Origin of the sequence: Microbacterium horticulturae (assembly GCF_029094505.1) — a bacterium.
GTDB classification, from domain to species: domain Bacteria; phylum Actinomycetota; class Actinomycetes; order Actinomycetales; family Microbacteriaceae; genus Microbacterium; species Microbacterium horticulturae.
The window spans coordinates 2757416-2780475 of the sequence record NZ_CP119108.1 but is presented as its reverse complement, the minus strand read 5'-3'; the positions used below and the strand labels follow the sequence as shown (position 1 = coordinate 2780475).

At 68.2% G+C, this 23060-nt stretch carries 21 protein-coding genes; 16 read left to right on the top strand and 5 right to left on the bottom strand.

What is annotated here, in order from left to right; translation table 11 throughout:
* The first annotated feature begins 126 nt into the window (after nucleotides 1–126).
* The 14 genes from secY (at nucleotide 127) to rplQ (ending at nucleotide 13608) form a co-directional block, all read left to right on the top strand.
* Complete coding sequence (gene secY / locus PU630_RS13195; RefSeq protein ID WP_275277521.1) at nucleotides 127–1449, top strand: preprotein translocase subunit SecY; 1323 nt, start codon at nucleotides 127–129, stop codon at nucleotides 1447–1449.
* Nucleotides 1446–2048, top strand: a complete 603-nt coding sequence (locus PU630_RS13190; RefSeq protein ID WP_275277520.1) for an adenylate kinase — start codon at nucleotides 1446–1448, stop codon at nucleotides 2046–2048. Before secY ends, PU630_RS13190 begins: the two co-directional genes overlap by 4 nt.
* A gap of 4 nt (nucleotides 2049–2052) precedes the next feature.
* Nucleotides 2053–2883, top strand: coding sequence for a type I methionyl aminopeptidase (gene map / locus PU630_RS13185; protein WP_275277519.1), 831 nt, complete (start codon nucleotides 2053–2055; stop codon nucleotides 2881–2883).
* A 12-nt stretch (nucleotides 2884–2895) separates the two neighbouring features.
* A complete protein-coding gene (locus PU630_RS13180) occupies nucleotides 2896–3591 on the top strand; it encodes a DsbA family protein (RefSeq protein ID WP_275277518.1) in 696 nt (231 codons plus the stop codon).
* A 140-nt stretch (nucleotides 3592–3731) separates the two neighbouring features.
* The gene (locus PU630_RS13175; RefSeq protein WP_275277517.1) at nucleotides 3732–4409 is read left to right on the top strand and encodes a DsbA family protein; all 678 of its coding nucleotides are present in this window, start codon (nucleotides 3732–3734) and stop codon (nucleotides 4407–4409) included.
* A 129-nt stretch (nucleotides 4410–4538) separates the two neighbouring features.
* Nucleotides 4539–7514 (top strand): YhgE/Pip family protein, encoded by a 2976-nt coding sequence (locus tag PU630_RS13170; RefSeq protein ID WP_275277516.1) that lies wholly within the window; start codon nucleotides 4539–4541, stop codon nucleotides 7512–7514.
* Nucleotides 7511–9694 carry a YhgE/Pip domain-containing protein gene (locus PU630_RS13165; protein ID WP_275277515.1) on the top strand — a complete coding sequence of 728 codons (2184 nt, stop codon included), beginning with the start codon at nucleotides 7511–7513 and terminating at the stop codon, nucleotides 9692–9694. Before PU630_RS13170 ends, PU630_RS13165 begins: the two co-directional genes overlap by 4 nt.
* A gap of 29 nt (nucleotides 9695–9723) precedes the next feature.
* Complete coding sequence (locus PU630_RS13160; protein WP_275277514.1) at nucleotides 9724–10338, top strand: TetR/AcrR family transcriptional regulator; 615 nt, start codon at nucleotides 9724–9726, stop codon at nucleotides 10336–10338.
* A gap of 154 nt (nucleotides 10339–10492) precedes the next feature.
* Nucleotides 10493–10714, top strand: coding sequence for a translation initiation factor IF-1 (gene infA / locus PU630_RS13155; protein ID WP_013583992.1), 222 nt, complete (start codon nucleotides 10493–10495; stop codon nucleotides 10712–10714).
* A gap of 67 nt (nucleotides 10715–10781) precedes the next feature.
* On the top strand, nucleotides 10782–10898 hold the full coding sequence (gene rpmJ / locus PU630_RS13150; protein ID WP_129385810.1) for a 50S ribosomal protein L36: 117 nt from the start codon (nucleotides 10782–10784) through the stop codon (nucleotides 10896–10898).
* A 149-nt stretch (nucleotides 10899–11047) separates the two neighbouring features.
* Nucleotides 11048–11422 carry a 30S ribosomal protein S13 gene (gene rpsM, locus PU630_RS13145; protein WP_275277513.1) on the top strand — a complete coding sequence of 125 codons (375 nt, stop codon included), beginning with the start codon at nucleotides 11048–11050 and terminating at the stop codon, nucleotides 11420–11422.
* A gap of 38 nt (nucleotides 11423–11460) precedes the next feature.
* Nucleotides 11461–11859, top strand: a complete 399-nt coding sequence (rpsK, locus tag PU630_RS13140) for a 30S ribosomal protein S11 (RefSeq protein WP_129385805.1) — start codon at nucleotides 11461–11463, stop codon at nucleotides 11857–11859.
* A gap of 145 nt (nucleotides 11860–12004) precedes the next feature.
* Nucleotides 12005–13000 (top strand): DNA-directed RNA polymerase subunit alpha, encoded by a 996-nt coding sequence (locus PU630_RS13135; protein ID WP_275277512.1) that lies wholly within the window; start codon nucleotides 12005–12007, stop codon nucleotides 12998–13000.
* 35 nt (nucleotides 13001–13035) lie between these two features.
* On the top strand, nucleotides 13036–13608 hold the full coding sequence (gene rplQ, locus PU630_RS13130) for a 50S ribosomal protein L17 (protein ID WP_275277511.1): 573 nt from the start codon (nucleotides 13036–13038) through the stop codon (nucleotides 13606–13608).
* A gap of 207 nt (nucleotides 13609–13815) precedes the next feature.
* On the opposite strand, the gene PU630_RS13125 is transcribed toward rplQ, so the two are convergent.
* The gene (locus PU630_RS13125) at nucleotides 13816–15657 is read right to left on the bottom strand and encodes an acyltransferase family protein (protein ID WP_275277510.1); all 1842 of its coding nucleotides are present in this window, start codon (nucleotides 15655–15657) and stop codon (nucleotides 13816–13818) included.
* 63 nt (nucleotides 15658–15720) lie between these two features.
* On the opposite strand from PU630_RS13125, the gene truA reads away from it, so the two are divergent.
* Nucleotides 15721–16566, top strand: a complete 846-nt coding sequence (gene truA, locus PU630_RS13120) for a tRNA pseudouridine(38-40) synthase TruA (RefSeq protein ID WP_275277509.1) — start codon at nucleotides 15721–15723, stop codon at nucleotides 16564–16566.
* Nucleotides 16567–16577: 11 nt separating this feature from the next.
* Here the strand turns inward: truA and PU630_RS13115 are convergent, their stop codons facing one another.
* The 4 genes from PU630_RS13115 to PU630_RS13100 form a co-directional block, all read right to left on the bottom strand.
* Nucleotides 16578–16898 (bottom strand): hypothetical protein, encoded by a 321-nt coding sequence (locus PU630_RS13115; protein ID WP_275277508.1) that lies wholly within the window; start codon nucleotides 16896–16898, stop codon nucleotides 16578–16580.
* A gap of 379 nt (nucleotides 16899–17277) precedes the next feature.
* The gene (locus tag PU630_RS13110; protein WP_275277507.1) at nucleotides 17278–18630 is read right to left on the bottom strand and encodes a DUF222 domain-containing protein; all 1353 of its coding nucleotides are present in this window, start codon (nucleotides 18628–18630) and stop codon (nucleotides 17278–17280) included.
* A gap of 321 nt (nucleotides 18631–18951) precedes the next feature.
* Nucleotides 18952–20742 carry a DUF4012 domain-containing protein gene (locus PU630_RS13105; RefSeq protein WP_275277506.1) on the bottom strand — a complete coding sequence of 597 codons (1791 nt, stop codon included), beginning with the start codon at nucleotides 20740–20742 and terminating at the stop codon, nucleotides 18952–18954.
* The gene (locus PU630_RS13100) at nucleotides 20739–22358 is read right to left on the bottom strand and encodes a tyrosine-protein kinase domain-containing protein (protein WP_275277505.1); all 1620 of its coding nucleotides are present in this window, start codon (nucleotides 22356–22358) and stop codon (nucleotides 20739–20741) included. Before PU630_RS13100 ends, PU630_RS13105 begins: the two co-directional genes overlap by 4 nt.
* Nucleotides 22359–22612: 254 nt before the next feature.
* Here PU630_RS13100 and PU630_RS13095 point away from each other — a divergent pair, with 254 nt between their 5' ends.
* Nucleotides 22613–22978, top strand: coding sequence for a hypothetical protein (locus tag PU630_RS13095; protein WP_275277504.1), 366 nt, complete (start codon nucleotides 22613–22615; stop codon nucleotides 22976–22978).
* Nucleotides 22979–23060: the final 82 nt, after the last annotated feature.

The window sequence follows — 23060 nt, the reverse complement described above, 5'->3', positions numbered from 1 at the left end:
GGGGCCGGGGGATCAACCTCCGGCCCCGTCTTGCATCCCGGCGTCCCGCAGGGCGGGATCGCTGAGATACGCTGGTTGCCTGTGCGCACCGTGTCGTGCGACGGAAACCCTTCTGGAGGAATCCACTTGTTCAGCGCCATCGTGCGGGTCTTCCGCACCCCCGACCTGCGTCGGAAGATCGGCTTCACCCTGGCGATCATCATCCTGTATCGCCTGGGTGCTCACATCCCGACGCCGTTCGTCGACTTCGGCAACGTGCAGCTGTGTCTGAAAGACTCCGGCGGCACGCAGGGCCTGCTGTCGATGGTCAACCTGTTCTCGGGCGGCGCTCTGCTGCAGCTGTCGATCTTCGCGCTGGGCGTGATGCCCTACATCACCGCGACGATCATCGTGCAGCTGCTGCGCGTGGTCATCCCGCACTTCGAGACCCTGTATCAGGAGGGTCAGGCGGGCCAGGCCAAGCTCACGCAGTACACCCGCTACCTGACGATCGCGCTGGCGCTGCTGCAGTCCACCACGCTGGTCACCGTCGCCCGCAGCGGCCAGCTGTTCGGTTCTTCTGCGGCCTCCAGCTGCCAGCAGCTGCTCACCAACGATGTGTGGTGGGCGCAGCTGCTCATGATCCTCACCATGACGGCCGGCACGGGCCTGATCATGTGGTTCGCCGAGCTGATGACCGAGAAGGGCATCGGCAACGGCATGTCGATCCTGATCTTCACCTCGATCGCCGCGACCTTCCCGTCGGCGATGTGGGCCATCAAGCAGGCGAAGGGCTTCGAGGTCTTCCTCATGGTGCTGCTGGTGGGCATCGTGATCATGGTGCTGATCGTGTTCGTCGAACAGTCGCAGCGCCGCATCCCGGTCCAGTATGCGAAGCGCATGGTCGGCCGGCGCACGTACGGCGGCACCAACACCTACATTCCGATCAAGGTGAACATGGCCGGTGTGATCCCGGTGATCTTCGCCTCGTCGCTGTTGTACATCCCCGCGCTCATCGCGCAGTTCAACCAGCCCGCCGCCGGTGAGACCCCGGCCGGGTGGGTCACGTGGATCAACAACTACCTCGTCAAGGGCGATCACCCGCTCTACTGGCTGTTCTACTTCCTGCTGACGATCGGGTTCACGTACTTCTACGTCGCCATCACGTTCAACCCGACCGAGGTCGCCGACAACATGAAGAAGTACGGCGGCTTCATTCCCGGCATCCGTGCCGGCCGGCCCACCGCTGAGTACCTCGACTACGTGCTGACCCGCATCACGCTGCCGGGCTCGCTGTACCTGGGTCTCGTGGCGCTGATCCCGCTGATAGCGCTCGCGACGGTCAGTGCGAACCAGAACTTCCCGTTCGGCGGCACGTCGATCCTCATCATGGTCGGTGTCGGTCTTGAGACGGTGAAGCAGATCGACGCCCAGTTGCAGCAGCGACACTACGAAGGACTCTTGCGATGACCTCATCCGCCCGTCTGTTGATCGTCGGCCCTCAGGGATCGGGAAAGGGAACGCAGGCTGCGCGCATCGCAGAGGCCCTCGGCATTCCCACCGTCTCCACCGGCGATGTGTTCCGTGCGAACATCCAGGCGGGCACGCCCTTGGGCGAGCAGGTCAAGGCCATCACGGCCGCGGGCAACCTCGTCTCCGACGAGCTGACCGGGCAGATCGTGCGTGACCGGCTGAGTGAGGCGGATGCCGCAGGCGGCTTCCTCCTCGACGGCTACCCGCGCAACATCCAGCAGGTGGGCGATCTCGACGCGTTCCTCACCGAGCGCGGCGAGAGCCTCGACGCGGTCATCGAGTTGAACGTGCCGCGTGACGAGAGCATCGCGCGTCTCGCGCTGCGGGCCAAAGAGCAGGGTCGCACCGATGACACCGACGAGGCCATCGCCAAGCGCCTGTCGATCTACGAGAGCGAGACCGCGCCGATCCTCGACGTGTACCGCGAGCGCGGCATCGTCGACACGATCGACGGTGTGGGCTCGCTCGACGAGATCACCGCGCGGATCACCGATGCGCTGTCGGCGCGCGGCATCTCGCGCGCGGCGACGGTCTGAGCCGATGCTCCGTCGCGGCATCTACAAGTCGCCTGCGCAGCTGCGCGCGATGATCGAGCCCGGTCAGATCACCGCCGGCATGCTCGACGCGGTGCGCGCGCTGATCGTGCCGGGAACGACGACACTGCAGCTGGATGCCGCGGCCGCCGCGGTCGTGTCCGCACGCGGTGCGCTCTCCAACTTCCAGATGGTGCGTGGCTACCGTCACACTATCTGCGTGTCGGTCAACGACGAGGTCGTCCATGGGATTCCGGGGGAGCGGGTGCTCCAGCCCGGTGACATCGTGTCGGTGGATGCCGGTGCCGAGTACCGCGGCTGGAACGGCGATTCCGCCATCACCGTGGTCGTCCCCGACCCGGCCCGGCCCGAGCTGGTGGCGGCGCGTGAAGAGCTGTCGCGGGTGACTGAGGGCTCGCTGTGGGCCGGCATCGCGGCGCTGGCGTCGGCGAAGCATCTCGGCGAGGTCGGCGGAGCCGTGCAGGACTACATCGAGGCGTCGGGGCACGGCTACGGCATCCTTCGCGATTATGTCGGCCACGGCATCGGCCGTCGCATGCACGAGAACCCCTCGGTGTTCAATTACCGGGTGCCCGCTCCTGGCCCTGAGGTCAAGCCGGGGCTCGCGGTCGCCATCGAGCCGATGGTCGTCGGCGGCAGCGATGAGACGTTCGTCGGCGACGACGACTGGACCGTCTCGACGGTCGACGGCACCGACGGCTCGCATTGGGAGCACAGCGTCGCCGTGCACGACGGCGGCATCTGGGTGCTCACCGCGCCCGATGGCGGGGCCGAAGGTCTCGCCGCGTTCGGCGTCACTCCTGTTCCGATCGAGTAGAGCGAGGACCTCATGGCCACCGCGGTCCGCAAGACGAACTGGTTCGCGATCTGGTTGAGCATCGCGGCGGTCGTCGTGATCGTCGTCGTCACCGGAATCGTCATCGCCGTGAACAACAAGGCGACGGCGCCCGGTGCGGCGCCGCAGAGCAGCCTGGTCGACCAGAAGACCGGCGCTATAGCGTTCGGCGACGGCGATGACACGATGGACACCTACATCGACTTCATGTGTCCGATCTGCGGTCAGTTCGAGCAGGTCTACGGCTCGGCCATCACCGCGCTGGTCGACGACGGCAGCATCACGCTGAACGTGCACCCGATCGCGATCCTCGACCGCTACTCGCAAGACACCGAGTACTCATCGCGGGCCGCGAGCGCCATGTACTCCGTGGCCGTGGCGGATCCGGCGCACGTGTACGACTTCATGACGGCGATGTTCGCGAATCAGCCCGAAGAGAACTCGACGGGCCTGACCGACGCGCAGATCGTCGAGGTCGCGAAGAAGGCCGGCGTGAACGTGACCTCGAGCCTCGAGAAGTCGATCACCGGGCACGCGTACGTGTCGTTCGTGCAGAGTTTGACGCCGAAGACGCCGCTGGCGCCGGGCGCGACGGGCATCGGCACGCCGACCATCGCCATCAACGGCGAGACGATCGCGCTGTCGAAGCTGCCGAGCGATCCGAACGACATCGGCACCCTCTTCTCCTGAGCGCAGGGCGTTCACACGAGGCCCATAGGGTGACCATGCATGATGACGGTACCCGGGCGCCGTGCGCGCTCGATCCTTCAGCTGCGGGGCCGGCTCCGAGGAGCGCGAGGTCCGTTTCGAGCAACGAGAGCGAGTAATCCATGGCCACCGCTGTGCGAAAGACGAACTGGTTCGCCATCTGGGTGAGTGTGATCGCCGTCGTGGTGCTGGTCGCCGTGACCGGCGTCGTGATCGCCATCAACAATAAGGCGGCCGCGCCCGGTGCGGCGCCGTCGGGCGGGATCGTGGACACGGATGCCGGAGCCGTCGTCTTCGGCGACGCCGACGCGCCGAACACCATCGAGACCTACGTGGACTTCCTGTGCCCGTACTGCAACCAGTTCGAGCAGGCCGAGGGCGCGTCCATCAAGAAGCTCGTCGATGCCGGCACCGCGGTGCTCAAGGTGCACCCGGTGACGATCCTCGACCAGGGCACGGCGCCGGCCGGCTTCTCCAGCCGCGCCTCCAGCGCGTTCTTCGCCATCGCGACCGCCGACCCCGACAACGCCTACGCCTTCATGCAGGCCATGTACGAGAATCAGCCCGACGAGCAGTCGGCAGGTCTGACCGATGAGCAGATCGTCCAGATCGCCAAGAGCGCCGGGGTCAACGTCACGAGCGACCTCGAGAAGACCATCACGAAAAACACGTACCAGTCGTTCGCCCAGTCCAAGGGGCTGCCGGCGGACGCGACCGGCACGCCGCATGTCGTCGTCAACGGCACCGCCGTCTCGGTGACGTATTCGTACGACACCGACATCAAGGCGCATCTGAAGTAGACACCGGCCGCACACCGCGGCCGCGCACGGGGCCGGGCGCAGCACACGCTGTGCCCGGCCCTTCTGTGTACCCGACGGACTAACATGCACACGAGTGTGCAGATTGTGGGTACAATCGGTCGAGTGCGAATGAGTTGGCGGGTCTTCCGGCGTGACGTGGGGCGGTTGTTCCACCAGCGCAAGGCGTGGATCATCGTCCTCGGTGTGCTCCTCACACCCGCTCTGTACGCGTGGTTCAACATCACAGCGTTCTGGGACCCCTACGGCAACACCGCCGACATCCGCGTCGCCGTCGTCAACCTCGACGAGGGCGCGACCTCTGAGCTGACCGGCTCGCTCGACGTCGGCGCACAGGTCGTCGATCAGCTCAAGAACAACCATCGGCTCGGCTGGACGTTCCTCGGGCAAGACGAGGCCCAGCGCGCGGTCAAGAGCGGCGACGCGTACGCCGCGATCGTCATCCCCGCCGACTTCAGCCGTGATCTGGTCAGCATCACCACGGGGCAGTTCACCCAGCCGAAGCTGCGGTACTACGTCAACGAGAAGGCGAGCGCCGTCGCGCCGAAGGTCACCGACGTCGGCGCGTCCGAGATCGACAAGCAGATCACAAGCGCGTTCTCCGAGCAGGTCGCGCAGGCGGCGACCGAGGCGCTGAAGAACGCCGGCGGCGCCGTGCAAGATCAGCTGCTGACCGCGAAGGGCGAGACCCTCAACGCCGTCGATGCAGCCGCTGACAGTGTCGCGAGTGCGCACAAGCGGCTCACCGCGCTGTCGTCGGGCATCACTGCATCGCGGAACGATGTCTCCTCGGTGCGATCCACGCTCGGCGACGTCGATGCGACGCTCGGCGACGTGCAGACGGCGATCGGCCAGACGCAGTCGATCATCGCCGACGCGCAGAAGCAGGTGATCGCATTCACGGATGCGGCCACCACTGCATACGTGGACGGAACGAGCCGGCTCGCCGATGCCGCGGGCGACGCGCACGTCGTCGTCACCGAGCTCACTGAAGCGTTCTCCACGGTCGGTATGCGGATCGACGGGGCGATCGATGACGTGTCGAGCGTCGTCGAGGCCAACGGCGCGGCGATCGACCGGCTGCAGCAGCTCGTCGACGGCGGAGGGCTCGACGCCCAGACGCAGCAGCGCCTGAACGACGTGATCGACACGCTGCAGGCCCGCAACGACAACGACCAGAAGCTGCTGAGCGACCTGAAGGCGCTCAATACGCAGGCCGGCTCCGCGGCCTCGGCCATCGAATCGGCCGCGGACGACCTCGACACCGCCACCGGGAACGCGCAGGACGCAGCCGGCGACCTCCGCACCACGCTGACCGGCTCGGTTCCGGAGCTGAATCGCGCGATGTCGGCGCTGTCGACGAGCGCGGGGGCCTTCTCCGCCGCGCTCGACGCTCAGCGCGGGCAGCTCGCCCAGGCCGAGAAGCTGCTGGCTGGGCTCGACACGCAGCTCTCGTCGACTGCCGATGCGGTCGACGGCCTCGCCGACAACCTCGCCGACATCCAAGACGGATTGACGACGGCCCGCACCGATGTCATCGCGCTGGGAGCGGCCGCCCAGGCGGGGGTGCTGCACACGATCACCGGACTCGACCCCGCTCAGATCGCCCGCTTCATAGCGGCGCCCGTCGAGGTCACCGAGCACGTCCTCTTTCCGATCGACACCTACGGCTCGGCGATGGCGGCACTGTTCACGAACCTGTCCCTGTGGATCGGCTCCTTCGTGCTCATGGTCATCTTCAAGACCGAGGTCGACACCGAGGGCGTGGAGGGCATCACCATCCGCCAGGCGTACCTCGGCCGGTTCTTGCTGTTCGCGGTCCTCGCCGTGGTGCAGGCGCTCGTCGTGTGCATCGGCAACCTCGTCATCGGGGTGCAGACGGTGAGCGCCACGGCCTTCGTCGGCACCGGTGTGCTCATCGCGCTCGCCTACATCAGCATCATCTACGCCCTGTGCGTGGCGTTCGGGCATATCGGTCGGGGTCTGTGCGTCCTGCTCGTGATCATGCAGATCCCGGCAGCGTCGGGCCTGTATCCGATCGAGATGATGCCCGGGTTCTTCCGGGCGCTGTATCCGTTCCTGCCGTTCACGTACGGCATCGACGCCCTGCGCGAGACCATCGCCGGCTTCTACGACGGCCACTACTGGCGGTTCCTCGGCGCGCTGGCCGTGTTCGTGGTGCTCGCGTGGGTGCTCGGGCTCGTGCTGCGTCGCCGGCTGGCGGCCCTCAACCTCATGTTCAACCGGCAGGTGGCGGCCACCGACCTGCTGGTCGCCGACGATGTCCAGGTCGTCGGCAGCCGGTACCGGCTGACCCACGTGATCCGTGCGATGAACGACCGCGACGAGTTCCGCGACGATCTCGCCCGCCGCTCCCGCCCCTTCCTGCAGCACTACCCGACCCTGCTGCGGATGACCGCGCTGACGGCGGTGACCGGGCTCGCCGCGCTGGCGCTGGTGGCGTGGCTGGTGCCCGGCGGGCAGGCGACGGTGCTGGGCATCTGGGTCGCCTGGTGTCTGCTGGCCATCGGCTTCCTCATCGCGCTCGAGTACATTCGGCAGAGCTTCCAGGTGGCGGCCGAGCTCGGCACGCTGGACGACGCGGCGTTGCTCACGGCGGCGCGCCAGCGCTCGGGAGATGCGCCCCTCGCTGCGATGCCGCGGGAGTCGACCGCGCCGCTCGCCGGGCCCACGACGGAGGGGGATGCCGCGCCCGAACCGGTCGCGGCGGATGACCTGCCGGCCGACACCGAGAAAGCGGGAGGGGATGCTGCAGCCGACGATCTCGACCAGGTGATGGGTCTGTTCGATGCCCGCGAAGAACCTGCCGATGGAGCTGACGAGCCGGAATCGCTGGAAGAAGCACAACAGCCGGACGAGCCGGAATCGCTGGAAGAAGCACAACAGCCGGACGAGCCGGGCGAGTCGGACGAGCCAGAAGCAGGACAGGAGCCGGAAGAACGGGAAGAGCAATACGGGGCGGACGCGCGGCAAGACCTGGGGGAGCGCGAAGACCCCGCGCACCCCGAAGAGCCGGACGAACCCGCGCACCCCGAAGGCCCCGCGAACGGAGGTGAACGCCCGTGAGGAACATCATGGCGCTAGTCGCCCGTGACCTGCGACGCGCCTCGTCGAACGTCATGGCCGTGATAGTGCTGTTCGGCCTGGTGGTGATCCCTGCCCTGTTCACCTGGTTCAACGTCATCGCGAGTTGGGACCCGTTCGCCAACACGAAGAACCTGAAGGTCGCCGTAGCGAGTGTCGACGAGGGGTATCAGAGCGATCTCGTGCCGATTCGCATCAACCTCGGCGATCAGGTGCTCTCGGCGCTGCGCGCCAACGACGATCTCGACTGGGTCGTGACATCGAAGCACGACGCCATCGACGGCACGAAGTCGGGCGCGTACTACGCGGCGATCGTGCTGCCGGCTCAGTTCAGCACCGACATGATGACGTTCTTCGCCGACGGCGGCCAGCGCACGCAGCTGGCGTACTACACGAACGAGAAGAAGAACGCCCTGGCTCCGAAGATCACCGGGCAGGGGGCTGAGGCCGTCTCGGCGCAGATAAACGAGGTCTTCACCGAGACCCTCGGCGACATCTCGCTCGGCCTGGTCTCGTCGCTGTCCGACTACCTCACCGACGCCGACACGCAGGCGGCGCTGACCCGGCTCGAGGCGCGGGTCGGAGGGGTCGCGACGCAGCTGCACGCCGGAGCCCATACCGCCGACATGTTCACGTCGCTCATCCGATCCAGCATCCCGCTGGTCGACAGCGCGTCGGCGCTCGTCACCGATGCGGGGGCGGCCTTCGCTGATGCGTCGGATGCTGCGGGCACGGGCGCTGGCGCCGTGGGTGAGCTCAAGACGGTGCTGCACACGGCCACCGGGTCGCTCTCAGACGCGATTACGCAGACGGCGGCCGGCTACGATGCCGTCGGCGACCGCATCGACGATCTGTTCGCCCAGGCCGACAGCCTCAGCGGCGACCAGGGCGATGTGCTCACGACCCTCGCCGCGGGGGTTCAGCAGCAGATCGACGCCTACACCGCGGTGCGTGATCGGCTCGTCGAGGAGATCGGCCCGCTCCTGCCCGACTCCGCACAGCCCGCCCTCGACGCGGTGGTCGCGTCGATCGATGCGGCCATCGACCGTCAGCAGACCGCGCACGATCGGCTCGAGGCCGCGGCGGGCGACCTCGCCGACGGCAACGCGTCGGCACAGGCCCAGCACAAGGAACTGACCGCCGCGATCGCTGCGGCCAAGGCGGCGCTGCACAAGGCCCAGGCGTCGTTCGACGACACGCTGAAGCCCCAGCTCGACCGTCTCTCGGGCGCGCTCGCCGCGACCGACGATGACATCGCCGCCGTCAAGGGCGATCTGTCCGCGGCATCCACTCGTCTGTCCGGCGCATCGGGGAGCGTGACCGGAGCGCTGACCGACGCGCAGGCGACCACCGAGCGCATTTCGGCGTCGCTGGAGAAGGCCGCCGACACCTTCGACCGCCTGACGTCGGCGCTGGCCAAGGCCGCCGACACCGGCGACCTCAGCGAGGTCAGCAGAGTGATCGGCGCTGATCCCGGCGTGCTGGCCGCGTCGCTGGCCGCACCCGTGGGGGTGGATCGCATGGCGGTGTTCCCGGTGGTGAGCTTCGGTGCCGCCATGGCGCCGTTCTACGCGGTCCTCGCGCTCTGGGTCGGGGCGCTGCTGATGACGGTGGCGATCCGGGTCGACGTGCCGGCGCGGACGCTGCCCGGCCGCGACCTGACCCTCAACCAGGCGTACCTGGGCCGATTCGGAATCTTCGGCCTGCTGGGGCTCGCGCAGAGCACGCTCGTGATGCTCGGGCTGATCTTGTTCGTGCAGATCGAGCCGGCGCATCCGTTCCTTCTCATCCTCGCCGGCTGGGTGATATCGCTGGTGTTCACGCTGCTCATCTATACGGCCGTGGTCGCGTTCGGCAATGCCGGCAAGGCGCTGGCGGTGCTGGTGCTGGTGATCCAGATCTCCGGGTCGGGCGGGGCGTACCCGCTCCAGCTGCTGCCGCAGTGGTTCCAGAACGTGTCGCCGTTCCTGCCGGCCACGCACGCCGTCGCGGCCGTGCGCGCGGCGCTCGCCGGCGTCTACGCCGGTGACTACTGGATATCGCTCGGGTGGCTGGCCGTGTTCGCGGTGCCCGCCCTTCTGCTGGGCCTGGTGCTGCGGCGTCCGCTGATCTCGGTCGTGCACGGCATCGTCGAGGCCACCGAGTCGACGAAGCTGATGTGACCGTGTCCGCTGCGAGAGAGAAGGCATCCGTGACCAGTCCGCGTGGCCGTCGCGCCGACGCGACGGCGAACCGTGAGGCGCTGCTGGAGGCGGCCCAGTCGCTGCTGGCGGTCGATCCGCATGCGTCGCTCGACGCCATCGCGCATGCGGCGGGGCTCTCGCGCCGCGCCCTGTACGGTCACTTCGCCGATCGTGAGAGCCTCATGCGCGAGGTCATCTCGCAGGGCGCGGAGCGGTTCAACCAGATCGCCGAGCGCACCGACGACGCCGATCCGCGGGTCGCCCTCGCGCGCATGGCGGCGCGGCTGTGGCGCGAGGCGTCTGCCGTGCGCGCTTCTGCCAACATCGCGCTCGACGACGTGCATGTGAGCCAGACCGTGCAGGCCCTGGCGCCGCTGCGTCGCCGGGTGCGCGCGGTCGTGGTCGCCGGGGTGGAGTCAGGCGCCTTCCGCGGTGACATGTCGTCGCAGCTGCTCTCGTTCCTCGTCGAGCGCACCGGGCGCGCCACTCTGCGCGAGCTGCGCCCGGCGACCACCGACGGAGCCGAGACGGTGGTGCGGGTGGTGCTGAGCATCGTGGGCGTAGCCTGGAGGGAGCAGGCCGCGCTGCTCGAGACGCATCCCGAGATCCTCGCGGCCGACTGACGCACCCCGCATCCCGTCGAGTTGCCGGCTGGACCGCGGGCGCATATACTAATTCTTTGGTGCCTTGCGCCTACTTCGGCGTGTCTCTTTGTGAGGCCGGCATCACCACCCCATCCACGCAGACCGACCGGTCTGCATGAACGATAGCGAGGCTATGGCGAAGAAAGACGGTGTCATCGAGATCGAAGGCACAGTGTCCGAGGCGCTGCCCAACGCGATGTTCCGCGTCGAGCTCACCAACGGTCATAAAGTGCTCGCCACCATCTCCGGCAAGATGCGGCAGAACTACATCCGCATCATCCCCGAAGACCGTGTGGTCGTCGAGCTCAGCCCGTACGACCTGACCCGTGGCCGTATCGTCTACCGCTACCGCTAGACCGGTCGAGAAGTAACGCCCCGGGCACCCTCGTGCCCGCCCGGCGAAGACAGCGAACAGGAACATCATGAAGGTTCAGCCGAGTGTCAAGCCCATCTGCGATCACTGCAAGGTGATCCGCCGTCACGGGCGTGTCATGGTCATCTGCAAGGCCAACCCGCGCCACAAGCAGCGCCAGGGCTGAGACGTGGATGCTGCAGGCCGCGGCATCCACTCTCCACAACTGAATATCTCGAACAGGCAGGATCAGAACCTCTCACGAGGGGACACCCCGGGGCGGAGGCCCGGGCACCGATTCTGCTCCACACCTCCACAAACTCCTAGGAGAAGCGCATGGCACGTCTTGCCGGCGTCGACATCCCGCGCGACAAGCGCGTGGTGATCGCACTCACGTACATCTACGGCATCGGCCGCACCCGTTCCAACGAGATCCTCGCGGCGACGGGCATCGACGAGAACATCCGCGTCAAGGACCTCAGCGACGACCAGCTCGTCCAGCTCCGCGACCACATCGAGGGCACCTACAAGGTGGAGGGTGACCTGCGCCGCGAGGTCGCCGCAGACATCCGCCGCAAGGTCGAGATCGGCTCGTACCAGGGTGTTCGTCACCGTCGTGGCCTCCCGGTCCGCGGTCAGCGCACCAAGACCAACGCGCGTACCCGCAAGGGTCCGAAGCGCACGGTCGCCGGCAAGAAGAAGGCGCGCTGATCTAGCGCCCGCGTCACGGATTCAGGAGAACAGACACAATGGCACAGGCCAAGTCCGCAGCGCGCAAGCCGCGCCGCAAGGAGAAGAAGAACATCGCGCTGGGCCAGGCCCACATCAAGTCGACGTTCAACAACACCATCGTTTCGATCACCGACCCCTCGGGCGCCGTCATCAGCTGGGCATCGTCGGGTGGCGTGGGCTTCAAGGGCTCGCGCAAGTCGACCCCGTACGCGGCCGGCATGGCCGCCGAGTCGGCCGCCCGCCAGGCCGCCGACCACGGTGTCAAGAAGGTCGACGTCTTCGTGAAGGGTCCGGGTTCGGGCCGCGAGACCGCGATCCGCTCGCTCCAGGCCGCCGGCCTCGAGGTGGGTTCGATCCAGGACGTCACGCCGCAGGCGCACAACGGGTGCCGCCCGCCCAAGCGTCGCCGGGTCTGAGACTTCGTCGCCGGGTGCCTCGTGAGGGGCATCCGGCACGATCGTGCTTCCGGATGCCGCGGGTCGCGGCATCCCTCGAGAAAACTCAACACCTCACCAACTGCACGTGTCATATAGCGGGCACGGCGCACGAAAGGAACACATAGTGCTCATTGCACAGCGTCCCACCCTCACCGAGGAGAAGATCGGCGAGTTCCGCAGTCGGTTCGTCATCGAGCCCCTGGAGCCCGGCTTCGGCTACACGATCGGCAACGCGCTGCGTCGCAGCCTGCTCTCGTCGATCCCGGGAGCGGCGGTCACCAGCATCCGCATCGACGGCGTCCTCCACGAGTTCAGCACCATCCCCGGTGTCAAGGAAGACGTCACCGAGATCATCCTGAACATCAAGCAGCTCGTCGTCTCGAGCGAGCGCGATGAGCCCATCACCGCGTACCTGCGCAAGACCGGCGCCGGCGAGGTCACCGCGGCCGACATCTCGGCTCCCGCCGGTGTCGAGGTGCACAACCCCGACCTGGTCATCGCGACCCTCAACGACACCGCGCGCTTCGAGCTCGAGCTGACGATCGAGCGCGGTCGCGGCTACGTGTCGGCGACGCAGAACCGCAACGAGTACGCCGAGGCCGGGCAGGTTCCGGTCGACTCGATCTACTCGCCGGTGCTCAAGGTCAGCTACCGCGTCGACGCCACCCGTGCCGGTGAGCGCACCGACTTCGACAAGCTGGTGCTGGACGTCGAGACGAAGGCGGCCATCTCGCCGCGCGACGCCGTCGCTTCGGCCGGTCGCACGCTGACCGAGCTGTTCGGGCTCGCCCGCGAGCTGAACGTCGACGCCGAGGGCATCGAGATCGGCGCAGCGCCGGTCGAGACCGTCGCGTCGACCGAGCTGTCGATGCCGATCGAAGACCTCGACCTGTCGGTGCGTTCGTACAACTGCCTCAAGCGCGAGGGCATCAACACCGTGTCGGAGCTGGTCGCCCTCTCCGAGACGCAGCTGATGAACATCCGCAACTTCGGACAGAAGTCGGTCGACGAGGTGCGCGACAAGCTCGTCTCGCTCGGCCTGTCGCTGAAGGACTCCGTGCCCGGTTTCGACGGCGCGCACTTCTACGGCGGGTACGACGACGAGCCCGAGAACGACTGATCTTCGATCGACTTTTCACCCTGGAGTAATTGAGAATGCCTAAGCCCACCAAGGGTCCCCGCCTCGGAGGCGGCCCTGCCCACGAGCGCCTGCTGCTTGCCAACCTCGCCGCCGCGCTGTTCACCCACAAGTCGATCAAGACGACCGAGACCAAGGCCAAGCGCCTGCGTCCGCTCGCCGAGCGTCTCATCACGTTCGCCAAGCGCGGCGACCTGCACGCGCGTCGTCGTGTGCTGTCGGTCATCGGTGACAAGGAAGTCGTGCACATCCTCTTCACCGAGATCGCGCCGCTGGTCGCCGACCGTGAGGGTGGCTACACCCGCATCACGAAGGTCGGCAACCGCAAGGGCGACAACGCGCCGATGGCCGTGATCGAGCTCGTTCTCGAGCCCGTGACCAAGAAGGCGACGCCGGCGAAGAAGAGCACCAAGAAGGCCGAGCCCAAGGCTGAGGAGGCCCCCGTCGAGGAGGCTCCCGTCGAGGAGGCTCCCGTCGAGGAGGCCCCCGCCGCCGAGGAGATCGCCGCGGACGAGACCGAGGTCGCGGCGGATGCCGCTGCCGACGCCGACGCCGCTGCTGAGGCTCCGGCTGAGGAGAAGGCCGAGTAGTCGACCCTCGCACTCGCACGAGACCCGCGCACCGTTCGGTGTGCGGGTCTCGTCGTTTGTGAGAGGGGTGGATGCCGCAGCCCGCGGCCCGCGCCGTGTTCAGGACTCAGCTCATCCGCGCGGGTGTCGCGCCCAAAGCCGCGCGTAGCAGGTCACACGGCGCAGATCGGATGAGTTCTGAACAGCGCAAGCGCGCGCGGCACCGGCTCAGTCCGTGGCATCCACCGTGGCGAACTCGCCCACGCGCAGCACCAGGCGGTCGTGGGACCGCGTACGCGCGCGCTGGTCGGCGCTGATAGCGTCGGCGACGGCGTCGGCGTAGTAGCGGCCGCCGGCCTCGCCCGGGTGGATGTGGTCGCCGGCCAGCAGATCTTCGTGCGGGGCGATGGCGCCGGCCCAGTCGGCGACGAGCACGTCGGGGTGGGCGCCCGCGTACGCGCGGAGCTCTTTGTTCACCCCGGGGATCCACGCGCGCGGCGCCGACGCCGTGACGAGCACGAGGTGGCGATCGGGGCCGAGCTCGTTGCGCACGCGGTCGAGCACCGAGCCTTCGACGGCGCCGTTCGTGCCCAGTCCGAGCACGACGTAGTCGCGCAGCCCGTCGCCGAGTCGGCCGATGATGCCGGGCGCCGTCCACATCGAGCGCGAGACTTCGGCGTCGATGCGGATGCCGGGGTAGCGCTCGAGCAGCGCCGGCGCCGCGGCCAGCATGACCGAGTCGCCGATCGCGTCGATCTGCGCGCCGTCGACGGGAGCGGGGGCCGTCGAGCGGGCAGCCCTGCCGTCGCGCACCAGTGGGGGACGCAAACCCGGCGTGCGGTGTGCGAGCGCGCGCTGCCCGGCTTCGACGGCGGCTCGTCCCGACGTCTCGCCGGGGGCGGTGGCGATCGCGGCCGTGGTGCCGCCGATCACGACGACGGCGAGGACCATGGCCACAAGGGCTCGGAAGCGCGGCGCGGGCGCTCCGCGCAGGCGGGCGCGCAGCATCCCGAACACGCCACGGAAGCCATGCCGGCGCACCGGTCCTTCCACCCAGCGGTGCGAGACCGCCGCGCAGCCGATCGTGAGCACGAGCACCGCCGCGCCGAGCCACGCCGGCGTGCCGAACATCGCGGTGAGCAGCACGAGCAGCGGCCAGTGCCAGAGGTAGATGCCGTACGAGCGGTCGCCGATCCAGCGCAGCGGCGCGATGTCGAGCACGGGTCCGAGGCGTGAGCCCGGGGCGGTCGCGGCCACGAGCACCACGGCGGTCAGCAGTGATGCGGCGGCGAGGGTTCCGGGGAAGGATGCCGCATCCTGCGTCTCGGGCAGGGTGGCGACGACGACGATCCCGGCGAGGGCGAGGGCGCCCAGAGTGGCGCCGAGCGCTCGTCCGGCGCGCCCGGACAGCCAGCGTGGGGGAGCGGCCCGCTCGAGGCCGACGGCCAAGGCGACGCCCAGCAGCAGGCCGAAGGCGTGCGTGTCGGTGCCGAAGTAGGCGCGGGTGGTGCCGGCGCCGACGACGTGGGCCATCCAGAGGGCGGATGCCACGGCCGCCGTGAGCGCTATGCACGCGCGCAGCCAGCGCCGACGCACGAGCAGCAGGAGGGGGAGCAGCAGCGGCCAGACCCAGTAGAACTGCTCCTCGACAGCGAGCGACCACAGGTTGCGGAAGAGCTCAGGGGTGTCGGCCGAGAAGTAGTCGGCGCCGCCCGCGATCGACACCCAGTTGTAGCTGAAGGTGGCCGCGCCCAGCACCTGCGGGCCGAGGCGCACGAGAACGTCGCCGCCGATCGCCCACGCCCAGGTCGCGGCGACGGTGACGAGCACGACCAGGGCCGGCAGCAGACGTCGGGCACGGCGGCGCCAGAAGTCGACGAGGTCGGTACGGTCCCGCAGCAGCAGCGAGGTGATCAAGAAGCCGCTGATCACGAAGAACATGTCGACGCCGATGAAGCCGCTGTGCAGCATCCATCCCGGGAAGAGGTGGTAGATGACGACCAGGGCGACGGCGATGGCGCGGAGTCCATCCAGGCCCGCGTAACGGCGGGCAGAAGAGGGCTGTGTCATCGGCGTCCGGTGGGAGGGAAGAAGCTGCGTCAAGTCTACGTCGGGGCCCGTAGGCTGGTGGTCGTGCGCATCCGGCTCGACATCGCCTACGACGGCACGCATTTTCGCGGGTGGGCGCGTCAGCCCGGGCTGCGTACGGTGCAGGGCACCATCGAAGACGCTCTGGCGCGCATTCTCGGCGGTGCGCCGCGGTTGGTCGTGGCCGGTCGTACTGATGCGGGCGTGCATGCGCGCGGCCAGGTGGCGCATCTCGACCTCGATGACGGGCAGCGCGAGCGGCTTTTCACGCAGACGCGGCGGGATGCGGCATCCGACCCCGTCGATCGGCTCGCCTATCGCGTACGCGGCGCGCTGGGTGCCTATCCCGACGTGACGGTGCATCGCACCGCTGTGGCGCCGGATGGCTTCGACGCGCGCTTCTCGGCGGTGTGGCGGCGGTATGAGTACCGGGTGGCCGATCTGGTGAGCGGCTACGATCCGCTCGAGCGCGCGCGCACGACCACGGTGCGTGCGTCACTCGATGTGGAGGCGATGGATGCTGCCGCCCGGTCGCTGATCGGTCTGCACGACTTCGCGGCCTACTGCAAGCCGCGCGAAGAGGCCACGACGATCCGTACGCTGCTCGAGTTCGATTGGCATCGTGCCGGCGACGGGGTGCTCGTGGCGAACGTCCGTGCCGATGCGTTCTGCCATTCGATGGTGCGTGCCCTCGTAGGTGCGTGTGTGGCGGTCGGGGAGGGGCGGTTGTCGATCGCGGATGCTGCGACGCTGCGCGATGCCGGTGAGCGCACGAGTGCGTTCAAGGTGCTGGCGGCGCGGGGGCTCACCCTGGCGGAAGTCGGCTATCCGGCCGACGAGCTGCTGGCGACGCGGGCTGAGCAGACGCGGGCGCGGCGCGATCGCGAGTAGCCGTACCGGGCTCAGCCGGCGGTGACGGCTTCGGTCGTGGTGGTGCCGGCGGCCTTGCGCGTGCGACGGATGCTGGTGGCCATGGTGATGGCACCCGCGGTGAGCATCAGCGCGCCGCCGCCGAGCCAGGCGCTGAGCAGACCTTGGCCCCCGTTCGCGTCCGCAACGCGGACGGTCGTCGGGTTGCCGGCGTCGTAGATGCCGCTGCTTTCGCAGGCGCTCGACGAGACGGTCGTGCATTCGTCGGACGGATGGATGGATGCCGCATGCGCAGCGATTGGCGACAGGGCGGCGCACACGCCGACCACAGCCGCGATGAGCCCAGACCTCATCGACGATCTCCCCTAGTAATCCCCAGAATCGAATACTCGCGTGTCGAGCCCCACGCTCAGACGCACATCTTCGATCTTAGGGGTGTTCACAGACATCGGTCAGCCTCGGTCGCGTTGTGTGACGGAATGGCGCCGCTCGTGCGGTCAGCGCGTGGTGCGGTGTCAGCTCGTTCACCGGTCAGGGGCGTGCCGCGCCGCCGGACGGTGGCCGTCAGCGCCCGCGCGCCGGACCGTTCGTGCTCAGCGCCCGCGCGCCGGACCGTTCGTGCTCAGCGCCCGCGCGCCGGACCGTTCGTGCTCAGCGCCCGTGCGCCGGACCGTTCGTGGTCAGCGCCCGCGCTCCGTCAAACCCGCTCAGCCGGCCCGCGTGCGAACGCACTCAGGCCGTGAGCGCGTAATCAAACCGGGCGCGGCCACCGAGCCGGGGCGTCCGGGCAGGATCGACCGTCGCTGGCGGAATGAACCACACCTTGGCCCGCGTGCCCTTGCCCTCGATGCGGATCTCCCACCCGTTGTCGTGGATGTGATGGTGGCACGGCTCGCAGAAGAGCACGCCCTCTTCGAGGTTGGTTTCGCCGTGATCTCTGCTCCACCAGTTCAGATGATGCGCCTTCGTCATGCCCGGTGGAAGATTGCACATCGCGCATCCACCGTCACGCTCGACGAGCGCCAGCTTCTGAGCTCGTGTGAAGTAGCGCTTCTCTCTACCCCAGTGGAGGATCTCGCCCTTGCCGTCGAGCACGACGGGGATGATCTTCGCCGCCGCAGCGTAATGCCGGGCGGTTTCGGGGGACACCGGCTGGTCGATCCCGTCGATCTCCGCGAGTCCCACGCCTTCTTGGAGGGTTTCAAGGTCCATCCGCACGACGACGCTGGCTCCCCCCAGCGGCAGGTCGTTGTGTTCGCAGCCCAGAGCGTGCTCAGCGAGCTGGATGAGAGCATCGGCCTGGCGCTGCTGCAGCGACCGCTGATCGGGCTCGTCGCCCTCAAACACATCCTTCGCAGCGCGGAACGACGCGGATACAGTCGCCTCGACCGCGGTCTTGATCGGCGCACCCGCCGTGACTTCGAACTTCGCGTCGATGCACAGGAAGCCGTCGCGAACCCACATGCGTGCATACTGCTCGCTGCGCCGATCGCGTTCTTTGGGCTCGACGCCGTCTTGATCGAGCCATGCCTCGGCCTGGGTGACGAGCTTGCGCACCTGATCGGCAGACAGACCCGGGGCCTTCTCTACGAGAATGCGCTCGGCTTCATCGCGGGCATCGAAGGTCGTGCGCACGGCGATGCGGTCGAGCCTGGCGATGATGATGTTGGCGGCGGCCAATCCGAGTCGTGCCGACTTCATCGCCTCGGCGACGTGAGGGTGTCGCGCGGGCAGCTGCTCGCCGATCAGATTCTGTCGCGGCGCGATGGCCTTGCCGACAGACACGAGTCGCTTCGCATCGCCGGTGCCGACGCCGGTGGTTGCGGAGATGAGGGCCGCGGGATTGCGGAACCCCTGCTGCTTGGCCAACGAGTCGGCGCCCAACTCGGGCCGCGATTCATGATCGATCTCGGCGGCCACCTCGGCGCGCACCGCATCGAGCCGGCGACCCACTTCACCGAGTGCGTCGTTCACCGCGACCAGCGCATCGCGCCCGATCTCTGATACCGCGGCGGAGCCTTCGGCGGGCCAGGCGCGTCGCAGCGCCGCGATCGCGTCGTCGAGGCCTCCGAGGGGATGTTTCATAAGAACCATCGTACGCGTGTTCGAACGAGACGCAAGGGAAAAACCGGGTCAGCGGCAAATCTGTGGAGAACTCAAAATCGCTCGCAACTGTGGATAACTTCGTACAAAACGGCACAGAATGAACCCCCTGCCGCGTTGGCACAGCCGCTCCCGGCCGAGCCCGCGCACAGCCGCTCTCGCACCGAGCCGTCCGCACCGAGCCGTCCGCACCGAGCCGTCCGCACCGAGCCGCCCGCACCGAGCCGCGCCCGCGCCGAGCACCCCCAGCCGCCAGATCCTCGAGCCGCCCGAACCTCGAGCCAGCCCGCCCCCAGCGCCCCCCTACTTGCAAACGCTCGACAGCCCCACCGTGTCGCGCGATACGACCGTCGGCGTCGCGTCCACGGCGAGTGTGCTCGGCACCCCGCCGCTCGCCTTCACCGTGATCGTGGCGGTGGCCGACTTGCCGGGTTTCAGATCGACCGTGTAGCTCAGCACGTGCCGCCCGTCGTGAAAGCCGCCGCCGAATCCATCGCCGGTCGACAGCTTCGCGTCGACGAGCTGCACCGGCTCGGGAAGATACAGATACACCACCGTGCGGATCGTTCCGGGAGTGGGGCCGCGGTTGCCGGTACCCGCGATGTAGCTAGGCAACGACGCCGCATCCTTCGGCGCCTCGCTCTTCAGCTTGACCGCCAGCGTCGCGGTGCCCGATGCCTCGCCCGACGAGGAGACCGAGCACGTGCCCCAGTCGACGGAGATGTCGTCGCGCAGGTAGTAGTCCATCTTTGAGGCGGTGCCGGCGTTGAGATACACACCGAAGCGCGCGGTCGTGGCGTCCGTCTCCGGTAGCCCACCTGCGAGCGTCGTGTCGGCCAGCAGCTTCTGGTCGTCGTGATGGGCGCTCCAGATGAGCAGTCGGTGCTCGTCACCTGCGCGGGTAAGCGCTGTCACCAGCGCGCCGGGGTCGGCATTGCCCTGTGCGAGGGCGCTGAACACCGATGCGGCCGCCGCAGCGAAGAACGCGTCTTGCTCGCGCGGATCGGTGTAGCGCTTGTACACGTCGTTTAGCAACAGCGAGACGGCGTTATTGCTGGTGAGCGTATCGCCGGTGGCGAGCTTCACCGGCCCGGTGGCCTTGAGTAGGTAGGACAGCGCGATCGGGTCGATCGACAGCACCCCGTCGACCTTCTGCCCATCGTGCTCGTTCGCCCACATCGTGCGCGCGAGTTGCCCGGTAATCGCGAAATCAGGCACCTGCGTGATGTTCTGCATCCAGCGGCCGGGGCGCTCTCCGAAAATACCAACGATTTCCTTCCCCAGCGGCACCACCGATGTATCGGCAACCGGAAAGTCGGTCGCCGCGGCCTGCGCGGTCATCGTCATGGCGCCGTCGTGGGTGTGGATGAGGGCCATGGCGCCGGGCACGCCGCCCAGCGAGCGCAGCTCGGCGTTGTTCTGGAAGAGCACCAGATAATTGCGGTCACCGTCGGCGCCGAGCATGGCCGGCAGCAACGCCGACACGCGGGTGAGGGATGCCGTGGCCTGCTCGGTCTGGTCGAGCAGATCACCGACCTGGTCGACGGCGTTGCGCAGCGGTGCGACCAGCGGGGCGCGGTCGATGCCGTCGATGGATGCCGCGGCCGAGGTGATGCCGGTGGCCGCCGTCGTCGCCGCCGACTGGATCGACGTGAAGCTCGCCAGGTCGATCTTGCCGTCTTTGGGGCGCAGCGAGTCGATGGAGAACGATGCGGCGACCTGGGTGAGCGGGTGAAGCGCCGTCGACGCGACGTCGTCGATGGTCGAGGCCACGGTCGACACGGCCGACAGCTGCGGACCGACCCAGGGCAGCATCTCGCTCGCGCGCCACACGGGGTCAGAGGTCAGCCGACGGGCGGCGGCCGTGTCGGCCGACAGCGAGGCAATTGAGGACGAGGCGGCCCCGGTATCGGTGAGGTGGTCTTTGACCTGTAGGGCGGTGGACTGTGCCTTCTGCAGGTGGGTGTAGGCGAGAACACCGCGCACCGTGACCCACGCGGTGGCGGCGAGCGCGAGCACGAGGACGGCGCCGAGAACCCAGACGAGGACGGTGCCGGCGATCCGCGCCGGGCGGGGTAGGGCCGAGTCACTCACGACAGGCCGAGCAGGTCTTCGACGCTCGTGCCCGGCTTCGCCGGAAGGGGAGCGGCTGACTCAGATCGCACGGGCCGAGCCGCGGGCGCTGCCTCAGGAGCGACGGCGCGCGTCGCTGAAGCCGAAGCTGCGGGCGCGCTGGCGCGTCGCGGACCGGCGGACTCCGCAGTAGCCTTCGTCGCCTTCGTCGCCTTCGCGGGCTTGCCCGGCGTGCCTGTGGGCGCTGCGCCCTCGTCTTCGCTGTAGTAGTAGCCGTAGCCGTAGTAGTAGCCTGAACCGGCGCCCTTGCGGGGCATCTTGTTGAGTACCACGCCGAGCACCTTGCCGTGGGCGCGGTGCAGGTTCTCGAGGGCCTTCTGCAGCACGTCGTAGGTGGTGCGTCCGGCTGAGACGACGACCAGTGCGCCATCGGCCGAGGTCGAGAGCACGGCCGCGTCGGTGACAGGCACGGTGGGCGGCGAGTCGATGATGATCATCGCCTCTTTGCTCAGCGACGTGAGCAGCTCGCGCATGCGGTGCGAGCCGAGCATCTCACTGGGGTTGGGAGGAATGCGGCCGGCCGGCAGCACAACGAGGTTGCCCGACGGGTCGGGGACGTGCACGACGTCGGCGAGAGCGGCCCGTCCGGCGAGTAGGTCGCTGAGGCCGGCCCCCTCGGGTAGGCCGAACATCGATGCGACAACGGGCCGACGCAGGTCGGCGTCGATGAGCATGACGCGTTGGCCGGTGGCGGCGAGGCTCACGGCGAGGTTTGCCGCAGTGGTCGACTTGCCGTCGCCGGGCAGAGGACTGGTGACGACAACGACGCGCGGAGGATGGTCGACATCCATGAACTGCAGGTTCGTGCGCAACTCGCGCATCGACTCCGCGACGATCGTGGAATTCTGCGCCTGGCGCGAGCCGTTGAAGGTCAATACACCGCGCTCAACAGTCAGCGACTTCTCGAGCGGAATGGTGCCGACCACGGTCGCACCGGTCTGATGCTCGATGTCGCGCGGGTCGTGCAGGCGGCGATCGAGCACGTGGCGCAGCACGGCGTAGCCGACGCCGACTGCGAGGCCGAGGAGCGCTCCCAGGGCGAGTGCGAGCTTGACGTTGGGGGAGGAGGGGAAAGCCGGCAACTGAGCGCTGTCGCCGGGGATGAGGGTGACCGCCGACGAGTCGTCGGCGCCGTTGCCCTCGATCTGGGCGATCTGGTTCTGCATGCCGCGCACCCAGGCTTCGGCGAGGTCGCGTGCCGCTTCGGGCGTCGTGGCATTGGCCGATACCTGGATGATGACCGTGTCGAGCGGGTTCGTGACGTCGACCTGCTTGACGAGGTCTTCGGGGCTGGTCTTGAGGTGCAGTTCGTCGATGGCGTAGTCGGCGACCGACCGCCAGGTGCCCACGTCGACGAACGACTTGACCTTCGCCATGGCCAGCTGATTGCCGGTCAGAGCGGTGCCCGTGTCTTCGGCGGCGACTTGCGGAATCGACACGAACCCGCTTGTCGTCGCGGTGTAAATGCGCGGCTGAACAAGCGTCCAGCCGGCGGCGACCGCGATGCCGAGCAGCGTCAGAAGCACGATCCCGATCCAATGGGCGCGCATGATCCGCAGGTAGTCACGTAGCTCCATGCGTGGGCTCCCCCTCAAGATTCTCTTCGGCAACTTTACCTGGTAGATGAGAATTACCTAAGCAGCCGTGTCGCGGCGTCCTTGTGCGCGCGATCTGTGTGCGGCGTCGCTCAGTAGACTCGGCATCGGCCATCTCGCCGCAGCGCTCGCCGATCTACCGCGGCACCGCGCGTGGGGCGCGGATCGTGAGGAGACCAGCCACGACCGATCCCGCTTCGCCCGGCGACCCGTCGCAGGCGCCCAACGCACTGCCCGTGCCAGCCGAGCCACTGGCCGGCAGCATCCGGGCCGGCGCCTGCGCCGCAGACGCTGTGGCAGGTGCCGGCGGGCTACGCTTCCGCATCGGCCCCGCCGGGGCACGGCCCTGTGCCGACGATGTCCGGCTACGGCCCGGCATCCACCCCGCCCGGGCAGGGCTCGCGATCGTCGCGCAGTGTGGGGCAATCGGCGGCTTCGTGCTCGCGTGCATTCCGTTCGTCGCGTGGTTCGCGTGGATCCCGCTGCTCGGGACGCTGGCCATGGGCATCGTTGTGCTGGCGAATAAGCGCTTGGGTGCCCCCGAATCGGGGTTTCTCGTATTTGCGATCGGGTGGAATCGGAGGCGCCGAGCTCGTCCCTGATAGACGTTTCGAGCTCGCATCCGGCGAAGCCCCTGTCATCGGTGGCAGCGTCCCGCGCTGCCTCCGCGCACGAACTGCTCCA